General features: G+C 66.1%; 20 protein-coding genes and 1 tRNA gene. 16 read left to right on the forward strand and 5 right to left on the reverse strand.

The features are described from left to right. Window positions 1-3 precede the first annotated feature (3 nt). From hisG to SR3_RS02395, 6 genes are all read left to right on the forward strand, one after another. The gene (hisG, locus tag SR3_RS02370; RefSeq protein WP_068080256.1) at window positions 4-669 is read left to right on the forward strand and encodes an ATP phosphoribosyltransferase; all 666 of its coding nucleotides are present in this window, start codon (window positions 4-6) and stop codon (window positions 667-669) included. Then, window positions 666-1,961 carry a histidinol dehydrogenase gene (gene hisD / locus SR3_RS02375; protein ID WP_068080258.1) on the forward strand — a complete coding sequence of 432 codons (1,296 nt, stop codon included), beginning with the start codon at window positions 666-668 and terminating at the stop codon, window positions 1,959-1,961. Before hisG ends, hisD begins: the two co-directional genes overlap by 4 nt. 7 nt (window positions 1,962-1,968) lie before the next feature. Continuing rightward, window positions 1,969-2,427 (forward strand): transcription antitermination factor NusB, encoded by a 459-nt coding sequence (nusB, locus tag SR3_RS02380; protein ID WP_068080260.1) that lies wholly within the window; start codon window positions 1,969-1,971, stop codon window positions 2,425-2,427. A 6-nt stretch (window positions 2,428-2,433) separates the two neighbouring features. Beyond that, on the forward strand, window positions 2,434-3,318 hold the full coding sequence (thiL, locus tag SR3_RS02385) for a thiamine-phosphate kinase (protein WP_068080262.1): 885 nt from the start codon (window positions 2,434-2,436) through the stop codon (window positions 3,316-3,318). 269 nt (window positions 3,319-3,587) lie between these two features. Further along, the gene (locus SR3_RS02390) at window positions 3,588-5,717 is read left to right on the forward strand and encodes a sodium-translocating pyrophosphatase (protein WP_068080264.1); all 2,130 of its coding nucleotides are present in this window, start codon (window positions 3,588-3,590) and stop codon (window positions 5,715-5,717) included. An 88-nt stretch (window positions 5,718-5,805) separates the two neighbouring features. Next, a complete protein-coding gene (locus tag SR3_RS02395; protein ID WP_245653736.1) occupies window positions 5,806-6,930 on the forward strand; it encodes a GNAT family N-acetyltransferase in 1,125 nt (374 codons plus the stop codon). 227 nt (window positions 6,931-7,157) lie between these two features. On the opposite strand, the gene uvrC is transcribed toward SR3_RS02395, so the two are convergent. Both uvrC and SR3_RS02405 read right to left on the reverse strand, forming a co-directional pair. Beyond that, a complete protein-coding gene (gene uvrC, locus SR3_RS02400) occupies window positions 7,158-9,098 on the reverse strand; it encodes an excinuclease ABC subunit UvrC (RefSeq protein WP_068080268.1) in 1,941 nt (646 codons plus the stop codon). Between the two features lie 66 nt (window positions 9,099-9,164). Next, window positions 9,165-11,966, reverse strand: coding sequence for a TonB-dependent receptor (locus SR3_RS02405; protein WP_157098586.1), 2,802 nt, complete (start codon window positions 11,964-11,966; stop codon window positions 9,165-9,167). Window positions 11,967-12,278: 312 nt separating this feature from the next. On the opposite strand from SR3_RS02405, the gene infA reads away from it, so the two are divergent. The 6 genes from infA (at window position 12,279) to SR3_RS02435 (ending at window position 15,230) form a co-directional block, all read left to right on the forward strand. Next, the gene (infA, locus tag SR3_RS02410; protein WP_068080272.1) at window positions 12,279-12,524 is read left to right on the forward strand and encodes a translation initiation factor IF-1; all 246 of its coding nucleotides are present in this window, start codon (window positions 12,279-12,281) and stop codon (window positions 12,522-12,524) included. A gap of 20 nt (window positions 12,525-12,544) precedes the next feature. Then, window positions 12,545-13,144 carry a Maf family protein gene (locus SR3_RS02415; RefSeq protein ID WP_068080355.1) on the forward strand — a complete coding sequence of 200 codons (600 nt, stop codon included), beginning with the start codon at window positions 12,545-12,547 and terminating at the stop codon, window positions 13,142-13,144. 6 nt (window positions 13,145-13,150) lie between these two features. Next, on the forward strand, window positions 13,151-14,137 hold the full coding sequence (locus tag SR3_RS02420) for a ribonuclease (RefSeq protein WP_068080273.1): 987 nt from the start codon (window positions 13,151-13,153) through the stop codon (window positions 14,135-14,137). A 10-nt stretch (window positions 14,138-14,147) separates the two neighbouring features. Further along, the gene (gene yacG, locus SR3_RS02425; RefSeq protein ID WP_068080276.1) at window positions 14,148-14,342 is read left to right on the forward strand and encodes a DNA gyrase inhibitor YacG; all 195 of its coding nucleotides are present in this window, start codon (window positions 14,148-14,150) and stop codon (window positions 14,340-14,342) included. A gap of 87 nt (window positions 14,343-14,429) precedes the next feature. Next, window positions 14,430-14,505 (forward strand) — tRNA-Phe (locus tag SR3_RS02430). 287 nt (window positions 14,506-14,792) lie between these two features. Further along, window positions 14,793-15,230 (forward strand): EamA family transporter, encoded by a 438-nt coding sequence (locus SR3_RS02435; RefSeq protein ID WP_068080278.1) that lies wholly within the window; start codon window positions 14,793-14,795, stop codon window positions 15,228-15,230. A gap of 9 nt (window positions 15,231-15,239) precedes the next feature. On the opposite strand, the gene SR3_RS02440 is transcribed toward SR3_RS02435, so the two are convergent. Continuing rightward, the gene (locus tag SR3_RS02440) at window positions 15,240-15,896 is read right to left on the reverse strand and encodes a TetR/AcrR family transcriptional regulator (protein WP_068080280.1); all 657 of its coding nucleotides are present in this window, start codon (window positions 15,894-15,896) and stop codon (window positions 15,240-15,242) included. Window positions 15,897-16,029: 133 nt separating this feature from the next. On the opposite strand from SR3_RS02440, the gene SR3_RS02445 reads away from it, so the two are divergent. Continuing rightward, on the forward strand, window positions 16,030-16,776 hold the full coding sequence (locus tag SR3_RS02445) for an SDR family NAD(P)-dependent oxidoreductase (RefSeq protein WP_068080282.1): 747 nt from the start codon (window positions 16,030-16,032) through the stop codon (window positions 16,774-16,776). Between the two features lie 275 nt (window positions 16,777-17,051). Here the strand turns inward: SR3_RS02445 and SR3_RS02450 are convergent, their stop codons facing one another. Further along, on the reverse strand, window positions 17,052-17,294 hold the full coding sequence (locus tag SR3_RS02450; RefSeq protein WP_068080285.1) for a hypothetical protein: 243 nt from the start codon (window positions 17,292-17,294) through the stop codon (window positions 17,052-17,054). Between the two features lie 175 nt (window positions 17,295-17,469). Here SR3_RS02450 and SR3_RS02455 point away from each other — a divergent pair, with 175 nt between their 5' ends. Further along, window positions 17,470-17,730 (forward strand): GCG_CRPN prefix-to-repeats domain-containing protein, encoded by a 261-nt coding sequence (locus SR3_RS02455; protein ID WP_068080286.1) that lies wholly within the window; start codon window positions 17,470-17,472, stop codon window positions 17,728-17,730. Window positions 17,731-17,770: 40 nt separating this feature from the next. On the opposite strand, the gene SR3_RS02460 is transcribed toward SR3_RS02455, so the two are convergent. Beyond that, window positions 17,771-18,640 carry a LysR family transcriptional regulator gene (locus SR3_RS02460; RefSeq protein ID WP_068080288.1) on the reverse strand — a complete coding sequence of 290 codons (870 nt, stop codon included), beginning with the start codon at window positions 18,638-18,640 and terminating at the stop codon, window positions 17,771-17,773. 122 nt (window positions 18,641-18,762) lie between these two features. Here SR3_RS02460 and SR3_RS02465 point away from each other — a divergent pair, with 122 nt between their 5' ends. Continuing rightward, on the forward strand, window positions 18,763-19,905 hold the full coding sequence (locus tag SR3_RS02465) for an isovaleryl-CoA dehydrogenase (protein WP_068080290.1): 1,143 nt from the start codon (window positions 18,763-18,765) through the stop codon (window positions 19,903-19,905). Further along, on the forward strand, window positions 19,905-21,491 hold the full coding sequence (locus tag SR3_RS02470; protein ID WP_068080292.1) for a carboxyl transferase domain-containing protein: 1,587 nt from the start codon (window positions 19,905-19,907) through the stop codon (window positions 21,489-21,491). Before SR3_RS02465 ends, SR3_RS02470 begins: the two co-directional genes overlap by 1 nt. Window positions 21,492-21,500 lie beyond the last annotated feature (9 nt).

Below are 21,500 nucleotides of genomic sequence, written 5' to 3' on the forward strand. Positions count from 1 at the left end.
CCTATGTCCACATCCGCCAAACCGCTCACCTTCGCCATTCCCAAGGGCCGCATTCTGGAGGAGGCCCTGCCTCTGATGGCGCGCGCCGGTGTCGTGCCCGAGGCCGAGTTCCATAATCCCAAGTGCCGCGCGCTGTCGTTCGCCTGCGAGGACAGCGACATGCGCCTGATCCGCGTGCGCGCTTTCGACGTGGCGACCTTCGTGGCGCATGGCGCCGCGCAGGCGGGCATCGTGGGCAGCGATGTGGTGGATGAGTTCGCCTATGCCGACCTGTATGCGCCGGTCGACCTGGACATCGGGCACTGCCGCCTTTCAGTCGCCGAGCCGGTCGAGCGCAACCCGGATGACGCCACCGCCAGCCATCTGCGTGTCGCCAGCAAGTACCCCAATCTGACTCGCCAGCATTTCGAGCGCATCGGCATTCAGGCCGAGGTCGTCAAGCTGAACGGCGCGATGGAGCTGGCCCCCGGTCTGGGTCTGGCGAGCCGGATCGTCGATCTGGTCTCGACGGGCAAGACGCTGAAAGACAATGGTCTGGTGGAAACCAGCCAGATCATGACGATTTCAGCGCGGCTGATCGTCAACCGCGCGGCGCTCAAGACCGATCCGCGCGTGGGCGATCTGGTGGACCGTTTCCGCGCGCTGGTGGCGCAGAAGGTTCCGGCATGATCCGGCTCGACACGCAGGAGGCCGGTTTCGCCGAGGCTTTTTCCGCTCAGGTCGCCAACCGGCGCGAGAGCGATGGCGATGTCAGCGCGCTGGTCACGCAAATTCTGGCCGATGTGCGCGCGCGTGGCGATGACGTGCTGGCCGAACTCACCGGCAAGTTCGACCGCCATCCGCTGGTCACCGAGGCCGACTGGCGCATCGATGCCGAGGCCTGCCGCGAAGCTTACGAAGCGCTGGCACCGGATCTGCGCGAGGCTCTGGAAACCGCCGCCGAGCGTATCCGCGCCTATCACGCGGCCCAATTGCCCGAAAACCGTGATTACACCGATGCGCAGGGCGTGCGCCTTGGCGCGGTATGGCGCGCGGTGGATGCGGCGGGACTCTATGTGCCGGGTGGCCGCGCGGCCTATCCCTCCTCGCTGCTGATGAACGCCATTCCGGCCAAGGTGGCGGGGGTCGAGCGCCTTGTCGTCACCACGCCGACGCCGGGCGGGGAGATCAACCCGCTGGTGATGGCCGCCGCGCATATCGCGGGCGTCGATGAAATCTGGCGCGTCGGCGGGGCTCAGGCCGTGGCCGCGCTGGCCTATGGCACGGATCGCATCAAGCCGGTGGACGTCATCACCGGCCCCGGCAACGCCTGGGTGGCCGAGGCCAAGCGCCAGCTTTACGGCGTGGTGGGCATCGATATGGTCGCCGGGCCTTCGGAAATCCTCGTGATCGCCGATGCCAAGAACGATCCCCGCTGGATCGCCGTCGACCTGCTGAGCCAGGCCGAGCATGATCCCGCCGCCCAGTCGATCCTCATCACCGACGATGCCGCTTTTGCCGAAGCCGTGGCGCAGGCTGTGGAGGCCGAGCTGAAGCAGCTGGCCACGCAGGAAGCCGCCCGCGCCAGCTGGGAAACCCACGGCCTCATCATCACCGTGCGCGATCTGCTGGCCGAAGCCCCTGCTCTGGCCAATGCTCTGGCCGCCGAGCATGTGGAAATCGCCACCGACGATCCGCAGGCGATCTTCGCGCAGATCCGCCATGCCGGTTCGATCTTCCTTGGGCGTCATACGCCAGAGGCCGTGGGCGATTACGTCGCCGGCCCCAACCATGTGCTGCCCACCGGGCGGCGCGCCCGTTTCGCCTCGGGCCTTTCGGTGCTGGATTTCATGAAGCGCACCAGCTTTATCCAGCTCGACGAAGCGGCCCTGCACAAGATTGGCCCCGCCGCCGTGGCACTGGCCGACGCCGAGGGCCTGCCCGCCCATGGCCGTTCGGTCAGCATCAGGCTGGGGAAGTGAGGACTTTATGAGCAGAGAACACCAAACGCCCCGCAACCGCGCCCGCGCCGCCGCCCGTCTGGCGGCCGTTCAGGCGCTGTACCAGCATGAGATGGAGGCCACGCCGATGGCCACGCTGCTGGACGAGTTCCACCGCCACCGTCTGGGCGCCGAGATCGAGGACATCCAGTTCATCGACGCCGACCGCATCCATTTCGACGATGTGGTCAAGGGCACCGTGGCGCGCATCGGCGAGATCGACGCGGCGCTGTCGGCCAAGCTGGCCGAGGGCTGGAAGCTGGAGCGCCTCGACAAGACCATGCTGCAGCTGCTGCGCGCGGGCGTCTACGAACTGATCGCGCGCGATGACATCGCCATCGGCACGGTCATCAACGAATATGTCGATGTCGCCCACGCCTTCTTCGAAGAGCGCGACGCCAAATTCGTGAACGGCGTGCTGGACGCGGTGGGCAAGTCGGTCCGCTGATCTCCCATGGCGGGCGAGTTAGCTTTCATCGCCCGCCTTCGGGATCTGGCCAGCCACCCTGCCGCGCGCGGGCTCAATGACGATTGCGCGGTGCTGGAGGTGGGCGCCGAAACGCTGATCCTCACCCATGACGCGCTGGCGCAGGGCGTGCATTACCTGCCCGAGCAGGACATGGCCGATGTCGCCTGGCGCCTGGTGGCCACCAATCTCTCCGATCTGGCCGCCAAGGGCGCGCAGCCGCTGGGCGTGCTGATCGGCTATACGCTGGGCCGCGACGATGACCGCTTCCTCGACGGTCTGGGTGAGGCCTTGCGCCATTACGATGTGCCGCTGCTGGGCGGCGACACGATCACGGCGCAAGGCCCGCGCACGCTGGGGCTGACGGCGATTGGTCGCGCCACCCATCGCCCGGTGCCGTCGCGCGGCGGGGCTCAGGTGGGCGATGGCGTGTGGATCACCGGAGCCGTCGGCGCGGCGATGATCGGGCTGGAAGCCCTGCAGAGCAAGGATCACGATCCGGCGCTCAGCCTGCCCTACCGTCGCCCGGATGCCCTGTTGGCGCAGGGTCAGGCACTGGCCCCGCTGGTGACCGCGATGATGGATGTGTCGGATGGCCTGCTGCTCGACGCGCATCGCATGGGCACCGCCAGCGGCGCAACGCTCGCCATCGACAGCGCCGCCGTGCCCCTTGCCGCGCCTGAACATCGCCGCGATGAAGCCCTGCGCTGGGGCGATGATTATCAACTGCTTTTCACCTTGCCCGAAGGGACCGTGCCGCCGGTCGCCGCGTATCATATTGGCACGGTCAGGGTCTGGCAGGATGCTCCGCTGATGCTCGACGGGCGATTGCTGGCCGATGCCAGTCATCTGGGCTGGCAGCACGAAGGTTAACCAGCCCTTCCCAAGTTGCAGCGCCGCAAAGCCAAGCATCTGATCGAAAAGACAAGTCGAAAATTCCACGCTTTTCTTATCGCATCGCAACAAGAGCAGCCTCCGCGACTTCTCCGAAATTCCCCATATTGGTCAAAGTTTTCTTTGCCGAAACCACCCTCTCCACTATGATCGCACCGCACCGTCTTCGCCCCGCACGATAGAACAGAGGGCAACAAACAGGCGGGCACGGCGCAATTGTGCGCCATGGAAGAGAGGGGAGCGGCTTGATGAGTCCGATCGCCACCGCCATCGCCTTTGGGGCCCTGGCTATTTTATATGGCATTGTCACCGCGCGGCAGGTCTTGTCCGCGCCCACCGGCAGCGAGAAAATGCGCGACATCGCCGCCGCCATTCAGGAGGGCGCGCAGGCCTATCTCAAGCGGCAATATTCCACCATCGCCGTGGTCGGGGTGATCGTGGCGATCATCGTGACGGTGGCGCTGGGCGTGGTATCGGGCATCGGCTTTGTGCTGGGCGCGGTGCTGTCTGGCGCGGCGGGCTTTATCGGCATGCATGTGTCGGTGAGGTCCAACCTGCGCACCGCCGCCGCCGCGCAGCACGGGCTGCAAAGCGGGCTGACGCTCGCCTTTCGCGCCGGGGCCATCACCGGCATGCTGGTGGCGGGCCTCGCCCTGCTCGCGATCGCGGGTTTCTTCTGGTATCTCACCGGGCCTGCCGGGCATGCGCCGGGCGACCGCACCGTGGTCACCGCGCTGACGGCGCTGGCTCTGGGCGCCTCGCTGGTCTCGATCTTCGCGCGTCTGGGCGGGGGGATTTTCACCAAGGCGGCGGATGTCGGCGCCGATCTGGTCGGCAAGGTGGAGGCCGGCATCCCCGAGGACGACCCGCGCAACCCCGCCGTCATCGCCGACAATGTGGGGGACAATGTGGGCGACTGCGCCGGCATGGCCGCCGACCTTTTCGAGACCTATGTCGTCACCATCGGCGCCACCATGGTGCTGACGGCGCTGCATTTCCGCGATCAACCCGCGCTGCTGCTCCCGCTGATGAGCCTGCCGCTGCTGATCGGCGGCGTGTGCATTCTCACCTCGATCATCGGCACCTATTTCGTGCGCCTCGGCAAATCGCGTAATATCATGGGGGCGATGTACAAGGGCTTTGGCGTCACCGCCGTGCTCTCCATCCCCGCGATCTGGCTGGCGATCGCCTCGGTGGTCGGCGATGTGGCGGGCGAGATGACCACGCCGCTGGGCACCGGCACGCTGCCCGGCCAAAGTTTGACCGGGCAGGCGCTGTTCCATTGCGCGCTGCTGGGGCTGGTCATCACGGGCCTCATCATCTGGATCACCGAATATTACACCGGCACGGGCTATCGCCCGGTGCGCTCCATCGCCAAGGCTTCGGAAACCGGGCATGGTACCAATGTGATCCAGGGCCTGGCGATCAGCCTTGAGGCGACCGCCCTGCCCACGCTGGTCATCGTGGCCGGAATCATCTTTGCCTACCAGCTCGCCGGGCTGATCGGCATCGCCTATGCCGCCACATCGATGCTGGCGCTGGCGGGCATGGTGGTGGCGCTCGACGCTTACGGCCCCGTCACCGACAATGCGGGCGGCATCGCCGAAATGGCCGGTCTGGACGACAGCGTGCGCGAAAGGACCGACGCTCTGGACGCGGTGGGCAACACCACCAAGGCCGTGACCAAGGGTTATGCCATCGGCTCGGCAGGGCTGGCGGCGCTGGTGCTGTTCGCCGCCTACACCACCGACTTGCGGGAGTTCTTCCCCGGGCTGCATGTCGATTTCAGTCTGGAGAACCCCTATGTGATCGTCGGCCTGCTTTTGGGCGGGTTGCTGCCCTATCTCTTCGGCGCGATGGGCATGACGGCGGTGGGCCGCGCGGCAGGCGATGTGGTGCTGGATGTGCGCAACCAGTTCGCGCAAGATCCCGGCATCATGGCGGGCACATCGCGGCCCAATTACGCGCGCACCGTCGATCTGGTGACGCGCGCCGCAATCAAGGAAATGGTGCTGCCCTCGCTGCTGCCGGTGCTGGCGCCGGTGGTGGTCTATGGCGTGATCACCGCCGTGGCCGGGCGTGAGAACGGCTTTGCCGCTCTGGGCGCGCTGCTGCTGGGGGTGATCGTGGGCGGGCTGTTCGTGGCCCTCTCCATGACCAGCGGCGGCGGCGCCTGGGACAATGCCAAGAAATACATCGAGGACGGCCACCACGGCGGCAAGGGCTCCGAAGCCCACAAGGCCGCGGTGACCGGCGACACCGTGGGCGACCCCTACAAGGACACCGCAGGGCCCGCCGTCAACCCCATGATCAAGATCACCAACATCGTCGCCCTGCTGCTGCTCGCCGCATTGGCCGGTCAAGCCACCGCAGGATGAAAAACACCTTGTCCGCGTTAGTTATTCTTTCGCGGATCAACTGCTAAGGCGTCTCCATCGGCACGTCGCACCGATGGAGACGTTTTTCTTGCTTGCCCCGCCTCACCCAGCATCGGATCATGCGCAAGGCGCCACCCTGCGCGCCGTGGACTGGCGGGAGATGGAACACCCCGAGGCCATCGCCCGCTGGGATGCCCTCGCCCGGCAGGCCACCGAGCCCAACCCCTTCCTCGAAAGCTGGTATCTGTTGCCCTCGCTGCGCGCCTTACAGCCGCCGCGGGTGAAGGTGTGGTGCCTTGAGCGCAACGGGAGCTTGATCGGGCTGCTGCCGATGGAGAGCGCCCGATCCTATTATGGCCGCCCGATCCCTCATCTGGCGGGCTGGACCCATCCCAACAGCTTCCTCGGAGCGCCGCTGGTGGCGCGCGGCGCGGAAGAGGCCTTCTGGACGGCCATGCTGGACCATGCGGACAGGCATGCCGGGCTGGGCCTGTTCCTTCACCTGGCCGACCTTCCCTTGAACGGCGCCTTGGCCGATGCGCTGCGTGCGGTGGTGGCCGATCGCCCCTACGGTCTGGTCTGGCGGGAAGAGCGCGCGATGCTGTCCTCCGCCCTCTCGCCCGAGGCTTATCTGGAGGCGTCCATGTCGGGCAAGAAGCGCAAGGAACTGCGCCGCCAGCACGCGCGCCTGTCGGAAACCGGTGCGTTGACTGTGGAGCGCCATCGCGATGCCACCGACCTGTCCATCTGGATCGAGCAATTCCTGACGCTCGAAGCCGCCGGATGGAAAGGCAAGGCCGGTTCGGCGCTGGCCTGCCGCCCCGACACCGCCACCCTCTTCCGGGAGGCCATGACCGGCGCGGTGCAGGCCGGGCGCCTTGAAAGGCTGGCGCTGGTGCTGGACGGGCGGCCCATTGCCATGCTCGCCAATCTGCTGACGCCGCCCATGGGCTTCAGCTACAAGACCGCCTTCGATGAAGGCCTCTCGCGGTTCTCGCCCGGCGTGCTGCTGCAGCGGGAAAATCTGGCGCTGCTGGACGACAAGGCCATCGAGGCTTGCGACAGCTGCGCCTCCGCCGACCACCCCATGATCGACCATATCTGGCGAGAACGCCGCGCCGTGGGGCGGGTGTCCATCGGGATCGGCGGGGCGTTGCGTCGGAGGCTGTTCAGGGAAATTGTGAAAAGGGAGCGGCAGGAAGAATGGAAGTAGGAAGATGCGAGGGGGTTACCCCCTCGCGCTCCCATGCCGTCTTCCGACGATAGGGCAATGGCGCCGAAATGGAGCGCCCCGGCTCTCCACCTGCACCACTTAAAGCGCCGCAGGCTTTAAACACTTGCTGCCTGCGGCGCAGCGAGGTTGCTCTTTGGCCGAACCCAAAGCGCAGCGTAGACATTAAAGGGAGCGCGAGGGCGATGGCCCTCGCATCTTTCTTTTCTTCACCCCCCCGGATGGTAAAAATCATACACCGTCCGCGCCACCGCTTCAGACACGCCCGGCGCCCGCATCAGATCGTCCAGAGCCGCCGCCCGCACCCGGCTCGCCGTGCCGAAATGCAGCAGCAGCGCGCGCTTACGGGCCGGGCCGATACCGGGGATCTCGTCCAGTGGAGACGCCGTGATCGCGCGGGAACGCTTGTCGCGGTGCGCGCCGATCACGAAGCGGTGAACCTCGTCGCGCAAACGCTGCAGGTGGAACAGCACGGGCGAATTCACCGGCAGCATCTTCTCGCGGCCATCGGGGAAGTGGAAGACCTCGCGCCCGTCGCGGCCATGGTGGGGGCCCTTGGCGATGCCGATGATCGCCACGTCTTCCACGCCCAGCTCGTTCACCACCTCCATCACGGCGCTGAGCTGGCCCTTGCCGCCGTCGATCAGGATCAGGTCGGGCCACAGGCCTTTGTCACGCTCGGGGTCTTCCTCCATCACGCGGCCGAAGCGGCGGGCGAGAACTTCGCGCATCATGCCGAAATCGTCGTTGGTCTCGGCCTGCTTGATGTTCCACTTGCGGTACTGGCCCTTGATGAAACCTTCCGGCCCGGCGACGATCATCGCGCCAAGGGCATGGGCGCCCTGGATGTGGCTGTTATCATAGACTTCGACGCGCTGGGGCACTTCCGGCAGATCGAGGAATTCGGTCATCTCGCGCCAGATTTTCGCCTTGGTGCCGGTTTCGGCGGCGCGGCGGTCGAGCGCCTCGACGGCGTTGCGGGTGGCCTGCTCCACCAGACGCTTGCGGTCGCCGCGCTGGGGCATGGCGATGTCCACCTTGCCACCCGCGCCTTCCTTCAGCGCCTCGGCCAGCAGGTCGCTTTCGGGCAGTTCGCGGTCCAGCAGGATGACGCGCGGGGGCGGCACCTCCTCGTAGAATTGCGCGAGGAAACTTTGCATCACCTCCGCCTCCTCCAGACCCTCGGTGTGGGTGGGGAAGAAGGCGCGGTGGCCCCAGTTCTGGCCGCCGCGGATAAAGAAGGCCTGAATGGCGATCTGGCCGCTCTTCACCGCCATGGCGAAGATATCGGCATTGGGCAGGCCCTCGGCATGGATGGCCTGAGAACCCTGAATGAAGGTCGCGGCGCGCAGGCGGTCGCGCAGCATGGCGGCGCGCTCGAAATCCAGATCTTCGGCGGCCTGCGCCATCTGGGCCTCGATCTCGCGCTGCACCGCATTGGATTTGCCGCCGAGGAAATCGCGCGCCTGCCGCACGAGATCGGCATAGCCCTCCTTGTCGATGCGGTCGACGCAGGGCGCGCTGCAGCGCTTGATCTGGTACAGCAGGCAGGGCCGGTCGCGGCGGCTCATAAAACTGTCGGTGCAGCTGCGCAGCAGGAACAGCTTTTGCAGCGCGTTGATGGTGGTGTTCACCGAACCGGCGCTGGCGAAGGGACCGTAATAATTGCCCACCGCCTTGCGCGCGCCGCGATGCTTGGAAATGCGCGGAAAATCGTGATCGGTGCGCAGCAGAATAAACGGGAAGCTCTTATCGTCGCGCAGCAGCACATTGTAGGGCGGGCGAAAGCGCTTGATGAGCTGCGCTTCGAGCAGCAGCGCCTCGGCCTCCGAATTGGTGGTGATGATGGTCATGCCCCGGCATTGCGAGACCATGCGCTGCAGCCGCAAAGGCAGGCGGTCGACCTGCGTGTAATTCGCCACGCGGTTGCGCAGCGCCCGCGCCTTGCCCACGTAAAGCACATCGCCGCGCGCATCGGTCATGCGATAGACGCCGGGGCGGGCGGGCAGCGTCGCCAGCACCTCGCGGATGGCGGCGACGCCCGCGTCGAGGTCGGGATGCTCGCTGCCCCGGATCAGGCGCGTGGCGGCATCCTCGTGAAAGCGGTTGGGGCTGGCTGGAATGTTGGGGCCGGATGAGTCGGTGGGCATCGGCCCCAGATAGGGTATCGCAGGCCCGATGGGGAGAGGCCCAGCGCCCCTCCCCACAGATCAAAGTTAGAACAATTTCCGCAGCTCCAGCGAGACGGTGCGCCGGTTGGCCGAAATATAGGGCCACTGATAGGCGGTGGGCGTCACGCCATTGCTGTTGGTGACCTTGCTGTAATTGTCGAGCAGGTCGTTCACGCCGAAGGAAACGCGGGCGTTCTTGAAGAAATTCGACTTCTTCACCAGGCTGGCCTGCTGCCCCAGATCCACGAAGACGCGGGCATTGAGCGTCAGCACCGATCCGAAGCGCAGATCGGTCGCGCCCGGCGCGCCGCTGCCCTTCACATGGGTGGTGGAGGACCAGCTGCCGCTGAAGCGCAGGCCCATGCCCTTGTACGATCCGCCCGCATCCAGCGCGATGGAATGCACCGCCACGCCGCCGCCCGAGCTGATCGTGTCGCCCCCCAGCAGGTCGAGTGCTTGTGCCCCGGGCACCAGCTCGACGCGGTCGAGGAAATTGACCGTGTGATAGATCGAGACATTCCAGCGCCCCGGATAACGCGCCCGGTCGCGACCACCGCCGCCACCGCCCGGAGGAGGGCCGCCAAAGCCGCCGCCCGGCCCGCCGGGACCACCACCACCGGGGCCGCCGCCGAAACCGCCGCCGCCACCGCCTGAGCGGCCGCCGCCGCTGGAACTCAACGCCGCGCCCGAGCCGCCGCCTGCGGTCGCCCCCGAAGCGCCAGCCCCGCCGCCGGCGCCACCGCCCGAGCCGCCACCTTCGCCGCCGCCGCTGCGTCCACCGCCGCCTTCACCCGGGGGGGAACCACCCTCACCGGGAGGCGGACCACCCGGCGGGGGACCACCCTCGCCCGGACCGCCGGGCCCGCCCATGCCGAAGCGGCGGCGCACCGGAGGCAGCGGCTTGCCGATGTTGCCAAACAGGTTGAAGCCCCAGCGCAGGCGCTTTTCATGCTGGCTGGCGATGGTGACCGGGGTTTCGTCGATCTGGGTGATGTCGCCGGTGGTGGGATCGCGCGTCACGCGGCCCGGATAGGCGCCCAGCACCGCCGCCGTCAGCGCCGGGAAGCTGGAGGAGACATTCTTCGAGCGGTTGTCGAAATACTCCACGATCAGATTGGAGTTCTTGACCACCGGCAGGGTCCAGTTGATCCCCAGCTTGATGTCATTGCGGCTCTCGCGCACCAGATTGCGGTTGCCGCCGGTGATGACGGTGGCCAGCACGGACTGGCCCTTCACGAAATCATAGATCGTCTGGTTGTAGCTGATGGTCTGCGCGCCGCCCAGATTGGCCAGGCTCGGCGCTTCCTGGTTGAAGATATAGCTGGCCTGCAGGCTCAGCTTGGGGGTGATGCCCCAGGTGACGCCACCGGTCCAGTTGGTGATCACCCCGAAGTCCGAGAGATTGTCGAGGCCGCCCGAGACGTTCAGCGTGATATCACCCACCGCCGCGCCGAAATTCTCGCGGCGGCTGGTGATGGGGATCGCCAGATTGAAGCCGGCCGACAGATCGCCACGCTTCAGATTGTTGCCCATGCCCAGCGTGCTGTGGCTGTCGAGCGCGGTATAGGCGAAGCCCGCCTTGGTGGTCAGCGCCATATGGCCGCCCGGCAGGCGGATCACGCGCCCGCCGAAGGTGACAAGGCTGGTGAAGGAGTTGGTGATGCTCTTGGAGGTGTTCTGCCCCGCATCGGGCAGCGAGGGCAGCGCCCCCGTCAGCGAAAGCGTCCCCGCCGCAGCCTGCGCCAGCATATCGGTGTAGGCCGTGCTGGTGGTGGAGTAGCGGTTGTCATTGCGGGTGGTGGCATCGGCATGGCTGCCGTCGAAGGTCGCCGAGAGGTTCCACAGCCCCACCGGTTTGTTGAGCGTGAGGCCAAGGCTGAAGGTGTCGGTGCGGCTGAACTGGCGCAGCGCGCCGGGATAGGTGCGCACCGCCGTGTTGCCGTTCGGATCGGTCATGGTCACCGTGTTCAGGCCATTGAGGCCCGTCGTGTCGGTGCGCGCGGCTGTGCCGTTGATCGCCAGCGTGCCCGACATGATCTTCTTGGACAGCGGCATCGTATAGGTGGCGTTGAGCGTGTAATCCTTCGTGGAATCCGTCAGCGTGCGGTACTTGCCCGGCTGCGGATCACTGGCCACCGTGGGCGTGGTCCCCGCGGTCTGCGTGACGCCGCGCTCGGCCTCGGTCAGCGGACTGGTGTAATCGGCCTTGGCCGAGATGTTGAAACGCTTGCCGTGATCGATGTTCAACGCATTGGCCTGCCCCGCCACCGTCGAGGTGCCGCCGCGCGTGGGCGATTTGAAGGTGCCGTCCAGCACCTTGCTCTTGAACAGATCCTTCAGGATGAAATTGACCACGCGCTGATCGGGCGAATAGCCGAAGCGCAGCGCCACTTCCTCGGGCAGGATTTCCACGCGGCGGATCGCTTCGGGCGGATAGTCGCGAATTTCACGGAAGGAGGAGATACGCTGGCCATTGACCAGAATGACCGGCCCGGTCGAACCACGCCCGCGCCCCGTGCCCGTCTCCGGCGAGATCGCATCGAGCAGATCGCTGATCGAATTGACGCCGTAAGCGGCGATGTCTTCCTCATCCATCACCGCCAGCGGGGGCTGCGCGGCCTCCACCTGCCCCGGAATCCTCTCGCCGATCACGACGATTTCCTTGCCCTTGGTGTCCTTGGCATGGACCACGCCGGTGGGCACCGGATTATTGGTGGCATCGTCCGTCAGCCCGCCAGACTTTGTAACAGGCGTCGTATCGGTGGTCTGCGCCTGAGCAGGGGCTGCCATCAGAACAGGGAGGAGGGCGCACAGCGCCACCATCGATGAAGAAGACAGCCTCGACAAGGTCTTGAAACTCCGCGGGCCAGACACAATATATCCGGCAGGATCAGGGAAAAGCGATGATCATCGGATGCCCGTGGCCTGCGTGTGACGCAAGCGGATGCGGGTATTAATTTGTCGCCCCCCGGATACAGTTGCGGCCAATACGCAACACTCTGTCGCCGTGATTGCGATGTTTGACAAAGGCAACCCCACGCCAAGGCTTCCCTTTTGGTACGCCTGCCGCTATGTGCGCGCCCAAACAGGCAGCAATCAGCACCTGATCTTCCCGGCCCGCCTCTTGGGCCCCCTCGTCTTTGGAAACCGAAAAACCGGATGGCAAAAGAAGAACTCCTCGAAATGCGCGGCCAGGTGGTCGAGCTTCTCCCCAATGCGATGTTCCGCGTGCGTCTGGAGAACGATCACGAAATCCTCGGCCACACTGCCGGCAAGATGCGCAAGAACCGCATCCGCGTGCTGGTGGGCGATGAGGTGCTGGTCGAACTGACGCCTTACGACCTCACCAAAGGCCGCATCACCTACCGCTTCATGCCTGGCCGTGGCGGCCCCGGCGGCTATTGAGCATCGCCGTTTCCGCGCTGATGGAGGCTGAGCCGCAGGGACAGGAACGTCCCCTGCTGGTGCTGGCCTCCTCCTCGCCCCGGCGGCGGGAATTGCTGGCGCGGCTCAATGTCGCGCCCACCCGCATCGCCAGCCCCGATATCGACGAAAATCCGCGCAAGGGCGAAGTGCCCCGCGCCTATGCCCTGCGCATGGCACAGGAAAAGGCCCGCGCGGTGAAGGCCGAGCCCGGCGAGATCGTGATCGCGGGCGACACCACGGTGGCGCTGGGCCGCCGCATCCTCGACAAGGCGCATACCGACGACGATGTGCGCGCCATGCTGGGCAAGCTGGCCGGGCGGCGGCATCGGGTGTTCGCCTCGGTGGCCGTGGCGGATGCGCAGGGGCGCGAGAAGTCGCGCCTGTCCGAAACCATCGTCACCTTCAAGAATCTGAGCGAGGCCGAGATCGAGGCCTATGTCGCCAGCGGCGAAGGGCTGGGCAAGGCGGGCGGCTATGCCATTCAGGGCCTGGCCGAAGCCTTGATCCGCGCGCTGTCGGGCAGCCATTCGGGCGTGATCGGCCTGCCGCTTTATGAAACCCGCGCGCTGCTGCGTTGGGCCGGCTATCCGCTGGGCTGATTTTCCATGGAATGGCTGGTCGAGCAGGGCATCGGCGAGGATCGCGCCCTCGGTTACCGGGATGGTCAGGTCGTGGCCGCAAGGCTGGACTGGCCGGGCATGCTGGCCGCCGGGCAGATCGAGGACGCACGCCTGACGGTGCGCCTTGCCGGAACGCGGCGCGGCATCGCCCGCTTCGCCAGCGGCGAGGAAGCGCTGGTCGACTCCCTGCCGCGCGACGCCAGCGAGGGCGCGCAGATCCGCCTGATCGTCACCCGCGCCGCTCTGGCCGAAAAGGGGCGCTTCAAGCAGGCGAAAGCCAAACCCACCAGCGGCGAGGCCCGCCCCGCGCCTTCACTTGCCGACAGCCTGCGCGGCGAGGGCCACACGACACGCATCGTCCGCCACTTCCCCGGCGGCGACTGGGAGGAGGTGTGGGAGGCCGCATGGTCGGGCGAGATCGCCTTTGCCGGTGGCGCGCTGATCGCCTCCCCCACCCCCGCCATGACGCTGATCGACATCGACGGCCCCCTCTCCCCGCGCGATCTGGCGCTGGCCGCCGTGCCACCCGTGGCGCAAGCCATCGGCTGGCTGGATCTGGCCGGTTCGATCGGCATAGATTTCCCCACGCTGTCCGCCAAGGCCGACCGGCAGGCGGTGGACACCGCTCTGGAAAGCGCGCTGGACGCCTATGACCATGAACGCACCGCGATGAACGGCTTCGGCTTTGTGCAGATCGTGGCGCGGATGGAGCGGCCATCGCTGCTGGCAAGGCTGGCGCATCACCGCGCGCAGGCCGCCGCGCGCCTGTTGCTGCGCCGCGCCGAAAGGGTGGAAGAGCCCGGCGCCCTGCTGCTGACCTGCGCCCCATCCGTGCGTGAAGCGATTCTCCCGGCATGGGAGGCCGAACTGGCGCGGCGCAGCGGGCGGGTGATCCGCTGGGCCGAAACGCCCGGCCCCGGAAAAACCATCGCGGCGCTGGAGGGCGCTTTCGCCCAGGCCATCCCTCTTTAGGATCCAACATATGACCCTCAACCGCAAATGCCCCATCTGCGGCAAGCCCCGCAGCGCCGACCACACGCCCTTCTGCTCGGCGCGCTGCCGCGACCGCGATCTGATGCAGTGGCTGGAGGACGGCTATGCCCTGCCCGGCCCCGTGATCGACGAGGAATCGGACGGCCTTTCGTCCAGCCGCCCCAACGATTTTTCCACAGAGTGATTTTCCTGCTTGCCAAGGTGCGAGTCCTTGGCCATAGGCCCCCAACCAGACGCTGACCGGTAACAAAACGGACAGCATCGAGGCGATGCCCGGGTAGCTCAGTTGGTAGAGCACGTGACTGAAAATCACGGTGTCGGCGGTTCGATTCCGTCCCCGGGCACCACTTTTTCCTTATGAAACAATGAATTGGGAAGAGTGGTGATTTGGCCTGCCAAGGCCGGTTTCCTTCCACTGCCATTGCGCGATCAGCCAGGCATGCCGAACACATCGGCACCCCTGTCGCCATGCATCCCATCACGCCGGACATGGCGCATCACCATGACCTTAGGGCCTGATATCGTCTGAGCAGCCGGCAGAACGCGCGCCTGGCTTCACCAGAACCCACACCTCTGTCGTTATTGGTGGCATAACCGAAAGCCTGCAGGCAGTACGGCCCCGGAGGACAGGACCATGCTCAACATCGCTTCAGCCTCATGGCTTTTCTGGAGCCTTCTTTCGGCGGTTTTTGCCGCCTTGACCGCGATCTTCGCCAAGATCGGCATCGAGGGGCTCAATTCCGATCTCGCGACCTTTTTGCGGACCATCGTGATCGTCCTGATCCTGGGCGCCATGTTGCTCTTCGGGGGCAAGTTCCATGCGCTTGACCAGATCGGTGCGCGCAGCTGGGTCTTCCTGATCCTCTCGGGTCTGGCGACGGGGGCATCGTGGCTCTGCTATTTCCGGGCGCTGAAAATGGGAGATGCGGCAAGGGTTGCGCCGATTGACAAGCTGAGCGTCGTCCTCGTCGCGCTGGCCGGCGTGTTCCTGCTGGGAGAGCATCTGAGCGCGCGCGGCTGGCTGGGCATCGGCCTGATCACGCTGGGCGCGATCTGCGTTGCGCTGGCCTAGGGTCGCCCCCTATGCGGGCGGGAGGCGCCACGTCTGCCAGCCGGCCAGAAAGAAGGCCACCGCGGCGTGAGCGCGTTCGCGCGTCTGCGCTGACACGCCTGCCGGCTCGATGCCCTGCGCCGCCCTGTCGAGCGCCTCGCCCGCCACCAGCCGCACAAACATGTCCGCCGCCAGCCTGACGGTGGAGGCCGGTCGCTCATCGCCCGCCGCCAGAATGGCCGCGACAGCTTCGCTGGCCCGCTGGAACGGCCCGTCGACGCTGAGCGCCAGCCCCGGCTGACGCGCCGCCTCGGCCACGATCATGCGATAGAGCGCCACCGCATTGGGATCGAGAAACCATCCCAGCACAATCTCGCTGACGGTCTTCAGCCGTTCCTCAAGCGTGCCCGCCGCCACACACGAGAGCTGAGGCACGCCCGCGCGCCGGGCAATACGCTCCACCACCGCAACGAAGAGATCCGATTTGGTCTTGGCGCGCCGATAGAGCGTGCGCTTGGTCACCCCGGCGTCACGCGCGATGGCCTCCATGCTGGCGCCCCGGAAGCCCGCCTCGATGAAGACGCGCGTGGCCGCATCCATCATCGCTTCTTCAAGCTGCCCCGCCGCCTCCAGCGAGGGGCGGCCCGTTGCCCGGTTCGGCTCGTCCTGCCTGTCACCTGCCGTCATCTGCGTTTTCCCTGTCGACTTTTGCCGGTCGACTTTCGTCTTATAAAGGATACGGAACCGGGTACTTTATATCGCGTTTCGTCACCACACATACACGGTCGCCGCAGCGCGGCCATCAGCAAGGAGCAGTTCCATGGCTTTGTTTCAGGATCAGGTCGCCATCGTCACCGGTGGCGCCTCGGGCATCGGCGAGGCAGTGGTGAAGGATCTGCTGGCGCAAGGAGCAAGGGTGATCATCGCCGATTTCGACGAGGCCGGCGCCCAGCATCTGGCGCAGGCCTATGGTCCGGATCGCGCCCTGCCGTTCAAGGTCGATGTCAGCGACGCCGGGGCGGTGAAGGCCAGCGTCGACTTCGCCGTGGAGCGCTTCGGCGGCCTGAATCTGGCGGTGAACAATGCGGGCATCGGCGCGCCCTCCACCCCGCTGGCCGACATCGCCATCGATGACTGGCACCGCGTGGTGGGTGTCGATCTGCACAGCGTGTTCTACGGCATGAAGTATCAGATCCCGGCAATGATCCGCTCCGGCGGCGGGGCCATTGTCAACATGGCGTCGATTCTGGGCGCCGTGGGTTGGGCCGGATCGGCAGCCTATGTCACCTCCAAGCATGCTGTCGTGGGCATCACCAAGACCGCCGCGCTCGATTACGCCGCGCAGGGCATCCGCGTGAATGCGGTGGGCCCGGCCTTTGTGGAGACCCCCGCGCTGGGCAAGACCATGACCGACGAGGAACGTGCGGTGCTGGCCGGCCTGCATGCCTTCAACCGGCTGGCGCGCCCGGAAGAGATCGCGGCCTTCACCAGCTTCCTGCTCTCGGATCGCGCATCCTTCATGACCGGCACCTATTATCCGGTCGACGGCGGCTATCTGGCGCGCTGATCGTCCGCGAAAGGTCTCCGGCCATGCCCTGGCCAAGGCCTGGGCGTTAGCGTTACGGTTCCCACGCCATCTGCGCCATTTCAGGACACCCCCGAAGTCCCGCCGGAGCCTTCGCCCGCCCCATCTTGGATATCGATTGCATTGGCGCTATACCATCACTGCGTCCGGTTTCGGTGAATGACCCTCCTGTCTCGCCGGACTGGGCCCTGTGCATCCGGGTCGGGTCGCATTCGCCCGGATGCACATCCTCCTCCCCCCTCCGAAATGCTGGCCGCTCAAAGCGGGCAGGAGAATGTGCCGCCGGGGCGATAGATCAGATCGGTGCGCGGATCATAGCGCGGATAATGCCGCTCACAGCGCGCCACATGACGCGCCCAGCCCTCGCCACGCCAGCCCGGAGGCGGCGGGGCGGGATAGGTGGTGGCGCAGGCGCCCAGCAGGCTGCTCGCCAGCGGCGCCATGGCCAGCAGGATGGCCCGGCGAGGGAGCCAAAGGGGAAAGGTTCGGGTCAAAGCCATGATGCGCTCCTGTGAGACTGTCATGGCTTGAACGGCGCAGGCGGCGAACTCCGTCGGGGCAGCGCCGCTGACCTGAAACAAAAAATTCTGCGAAACGCGCGACGGATCGTCTCGAACTCCCCGTTTAACCCGGGTTGGCCGAGACAAGCGGCCAGCCCAACATTGGAGAAATCCCATGAAGAAGACCATTTTGCTGGCCGCGCTTGCGCTCAGCGCCTCGCTTGCAGCGATCACCCCGGCTCAGGCCGCCGGCGGTTGTGGCCGTGACTTCCATCGTGGCCCCTATGGCGGTTGCCGCCCCAATTATGGGCCCGGCCCGGTCGCCGTCGCCCCCGGTCTGGCGATCGGCGTCTTCTATCCCGGCCACGGCTATTGGGACGGTCATCGCTATTGGGGCCATCGCTATGCCTGGCATGGCGGCTGGCGCTATCGCTGAGTGATAGGGAGCGGGGCCTGCGACGGCCCCGCTTCAGACGTTACCGCTCCCCAAGAATCCGCGTCAAGGCGGCGATCAAGGCGGGTGGATCGGCGAAGAGATGTTCGCTCTCGTCACCCGCCATCAAGCCGATCTTGCGCTGGGCCCTGAAGCCTTTCAGCCCGGGCCGCGCCACGCCGTCATGGCGATGGCCGCGCGGCATCACCGTAATGCCCAGCCCCGCCGCGACCATCTGCAGCACGCGATCATCGTTGGTCGAGCGCAGCGCGAAATGCGGGCGCACGCCGCGTTCGGTGAAGAAGCGGCTGGTTTCGGACAGCGCCTCGCAATGGCGGCGCACGATCATCACCTCATGGGCCAGTTGCTCCGCCGTGATCTCGGCCTCGCCGGCCAGCGGATGCGTGGCGGGAATGGCCAGCGCATAAGGCTCGGTGAGGATCACCCGCTCCAGAAAACGCCTTGAGCCGCGATCCACCAGCGTGAGCGCCAGATCGATCCGCCCCTTGGCCAGATGGCTGAGCAATTCGCGCTCGTCGCCGAACAGCAGTTCGAAGCGATGGGTTTGCGTGGGGCGCGTTTCCGCCACGGCCTGCGCCACCACCGCATCCGGCACGCTGCTCAGCACGCCCAGCCGCAGCACGGGCAGATCGGTGGCCCCGATCATATCCTGCGCCGCAATGTTGAAGGCCCGCTCGATCCGCCGCGCATGGGGCAGAAAGCGCGCGCCCGCCTCGGTCAGCTCCACCCGCTGGTTGGAGCGGATCAGCAGCACATTCTCCAGCGCGCGCTCCAGCTTGCCGATGCCCACCGAAAGCGTGGGCTGCGTGACATGGCAGGCCGCCGCCGCGCGGGAAAAGCTGCCGTGATCCACCACGGCGAGGAAATAGCGGATCAGATAACGGTCGAACATGCTGAGGGCTTCTGCTGGGCGGATATTGGCTTCATAGATACGATCAATGCAGTACCGGTACAAACTTCAATTTCCCTCAATCCGCCCGGCACGTTAACCTGCGGCAAAAGAGGAGAGATGCCGTGAGCGATTTCGATTTCGGGCTTGGTGAAAACGCCGAGATGATCCGCGACAGCACCACCCGTTTCGCTGCCGAGCGCATCGCTCCACTGGCGGCGGAGATCGACGCCAAGGACTGGTTCCCCCGCGATCTGTGGCCCGAGATGGGCGCGCTGGGTCTGCATGGCATCACCGTGGAGGAAGCGTTCGGCGGCCTTGGTCTGGGCTATCTGGAGCATGTGGTGGCGCAGGAGGAAGTGGCCCGCGCCTCGGCCTCCATCGGCCTGAGCTATGGCGCGCATTCCAACCTCTGCGTCAACCAGATCCGCCGCTGGGGCAATGAGGCGCAGAAGGCCAAGTACCTGCCCAGGCTGATTTCGGGCGAACATGTCGGCTCTCTGGCCATGTCCGAGGCGGGCGCTGGCTCCGATGTGGTCTCGATGAAGCTGAAGGCCGAGAAAAAGGGCGACCGCTACATCCTCAACGGCACCAAATTCTGGATCACCAATGCCGCCTATGCCGATACTTTGGTGGTCTATGCCAAGACCGGCGAAGGGTCGAAGGGCATCACCACCTTCCTGATCGAGAAGGACTTCAAGGGCTTCTCCATCGGCCAGAAGATCGACAAGATGGGCATGCGCGGCTCCCCCACCGCCGAGCTGGTCTTCACCGACTGCGAGGTGCCCGAAGAGAACATCATGGGGCCGCTGAACGGCGGCGCGGGCGTGCTGATGTCGGGCCTCGATTATGAGCGCACCGTGCTGGCGGGCATCCAGCTGGGGATCATGCAGGCCTGTCTGGACGTGGTGCTGCCCTATGTGCGCGAGCGCAAGCAGTTCGGCAAAGCCATCGGCACCTTCCAACTGATGCAGGCCAAGGTGGCCGATATGTATGTCGCGCTCAATTCCGCGCGGGCCTATGTCTATGCCGTGGCCAAGGCCTGCGACGCCGGGCGCACCACCCGTTTCGATGCGGCGGGCGCCATCCTGCTGGCCAGCGAAAATGCCGTGAAGACCGCGCTGGAAGCGGTGCAGGCGCTGGGCGGCGCGGGCTACACCAAGGACTGGCCGGTGGAGCGTTTTCTGCGCGATGCCAAATTGCTCGACATCGGCGCGGGGACCAATGAGATCCGCCGCATGCTGATCGGGCGGGAGTTGATCGGCTGATGAGCGCCCCCGTGATCGACAGCAAGCTGCCTGCCGGCACCCACACCGAGCACAACCGCGCTCTGGCGCAGGAACTGCGCGAGAAGGTGGCCGCCGCCGCGCAAGGCGGTTCACACTCCGCCCGCGCCAAACATGTCGCGCGTGGCAAGCTGCTGCCCCGCGAAAGGGTGGAGCGGCTGCTCGATCCGGGCAGCCCCTTTCTGGAAATCGGGCAGCTGGCCGCCCATGGCCTTTACGGCGATGAGGTGCCCGGCGCGGGCATCATCGCCGGGATCGGGCGCGTCTCCGGGCGGCAGGTGATGATCGCCTGCAATGATGCCACGGTGAAGGGCGGCACCTATTTCCCGCTTTCGGTGAAGAAGCATCTGCGCGCTCAGGAGATCGCGCTGGAGAACCGCCTGCCCTGCCTCTATCTGGTGGACAGCGGCGGCGCCAACCTGCCCAATCAGGCCGAGGTCTTTCCGGATCGCGACCATTTCGGGCGCATCTTCTTCAATCAGGCGCAGATGTCGGCGCAGGGCATTCCGCAGATCGCCTGCGTGATGGGCAGTTGCACGGCGGGCGGCGCCTATGTGCCCGCCATGTGCGACGAGAGCGTGATCGTGCGCCATCAGGGCACCATTTTCCTGGCCGGGCCGCCGCTGGTGCAGGCCGCCACCGGCGAGGTGATCTCCGCCGAGGATCTGGGCGGCGGCGATCTGCATGGCCGCACATCCGGCGTGGTCGATCATGTCGCGGAGAATGATGAGCATGCGCTCTCGATCCTGCGCGACATCGTCTCCACCTTCCCGCCCGCGCCGCCCATCGATCTCAATCTGCGGGCGCCCAAACCGCCGAAGTATGATCCGCAAGAGCTGTATGGCATCATCCCGCAGGATGTGCGCGCGCCCTATGATGTGCGCGAGGTGATCGCGCGGATCGTCGATGGCAGCGAGTTCCATGAGTTCAAGCCGCTCTATGGCACCACGCTGGTCTGCGGCTTTGCGCATATCCACGGGCTTCCGGTGGCGGTGCTGGCCAACAATGGCGTGCTGTTCAGCGAAAGTGCCCTCAAGGGCGCGCATTTTATCGAGCTGGCCTGCCAGCGCCGCATCCCGCTGCTGTTTTTGCAGAACATTTCCGGCTTTATGGTCGGCGGCAAATATGAGGCCGAGGGCATCGCCAAACATGGCGCCAAGCTGGTGACCGCCGTTGCCACCGCCTCTGTGCCCAAGATCACCGTGCTGATCGGCGGCAGTTTCGGGGCGGGCAATTACGGCATGTGCGGGCGCGCCTATCAGCCGCGCTTCCTCTTCACCTGGCCGAACGCGCGCATCAGCGTGATGGGCGGCGAGCAGGCCGCCAGCGTACTGGCCACCGTCCACCGCGATGCCGCCAGCTGGACGCCGCAGCAGGCCGAGGCCTTCAAGGCCCCGATCCGCCAGAAGTATGAGGATGAGGGCAACCCCTATTACGCCACCGCGCGCCTGTGGGACGATGGCATCATTGACCCGGCCCAGACGCGCGACGTGCTGGGTCTGGCCTTTGCCGCCACGCTGAATGCGCCGGTGCCCGCCGCCGCGAAATTCGGCGTGTTCCGGATGTGATGGAAGGAT

Source organism: Novosphingobium rosa NBRC 15208 (genome assembly GCF_001598555.1).
Taxonomy (GTDB): Bacteria; Pseudomonadota; Alphaproteobacteria; order Sphingomonadales; family Sphingomonadaceae; genus Novosphingobium; species Novosphingobium rosa.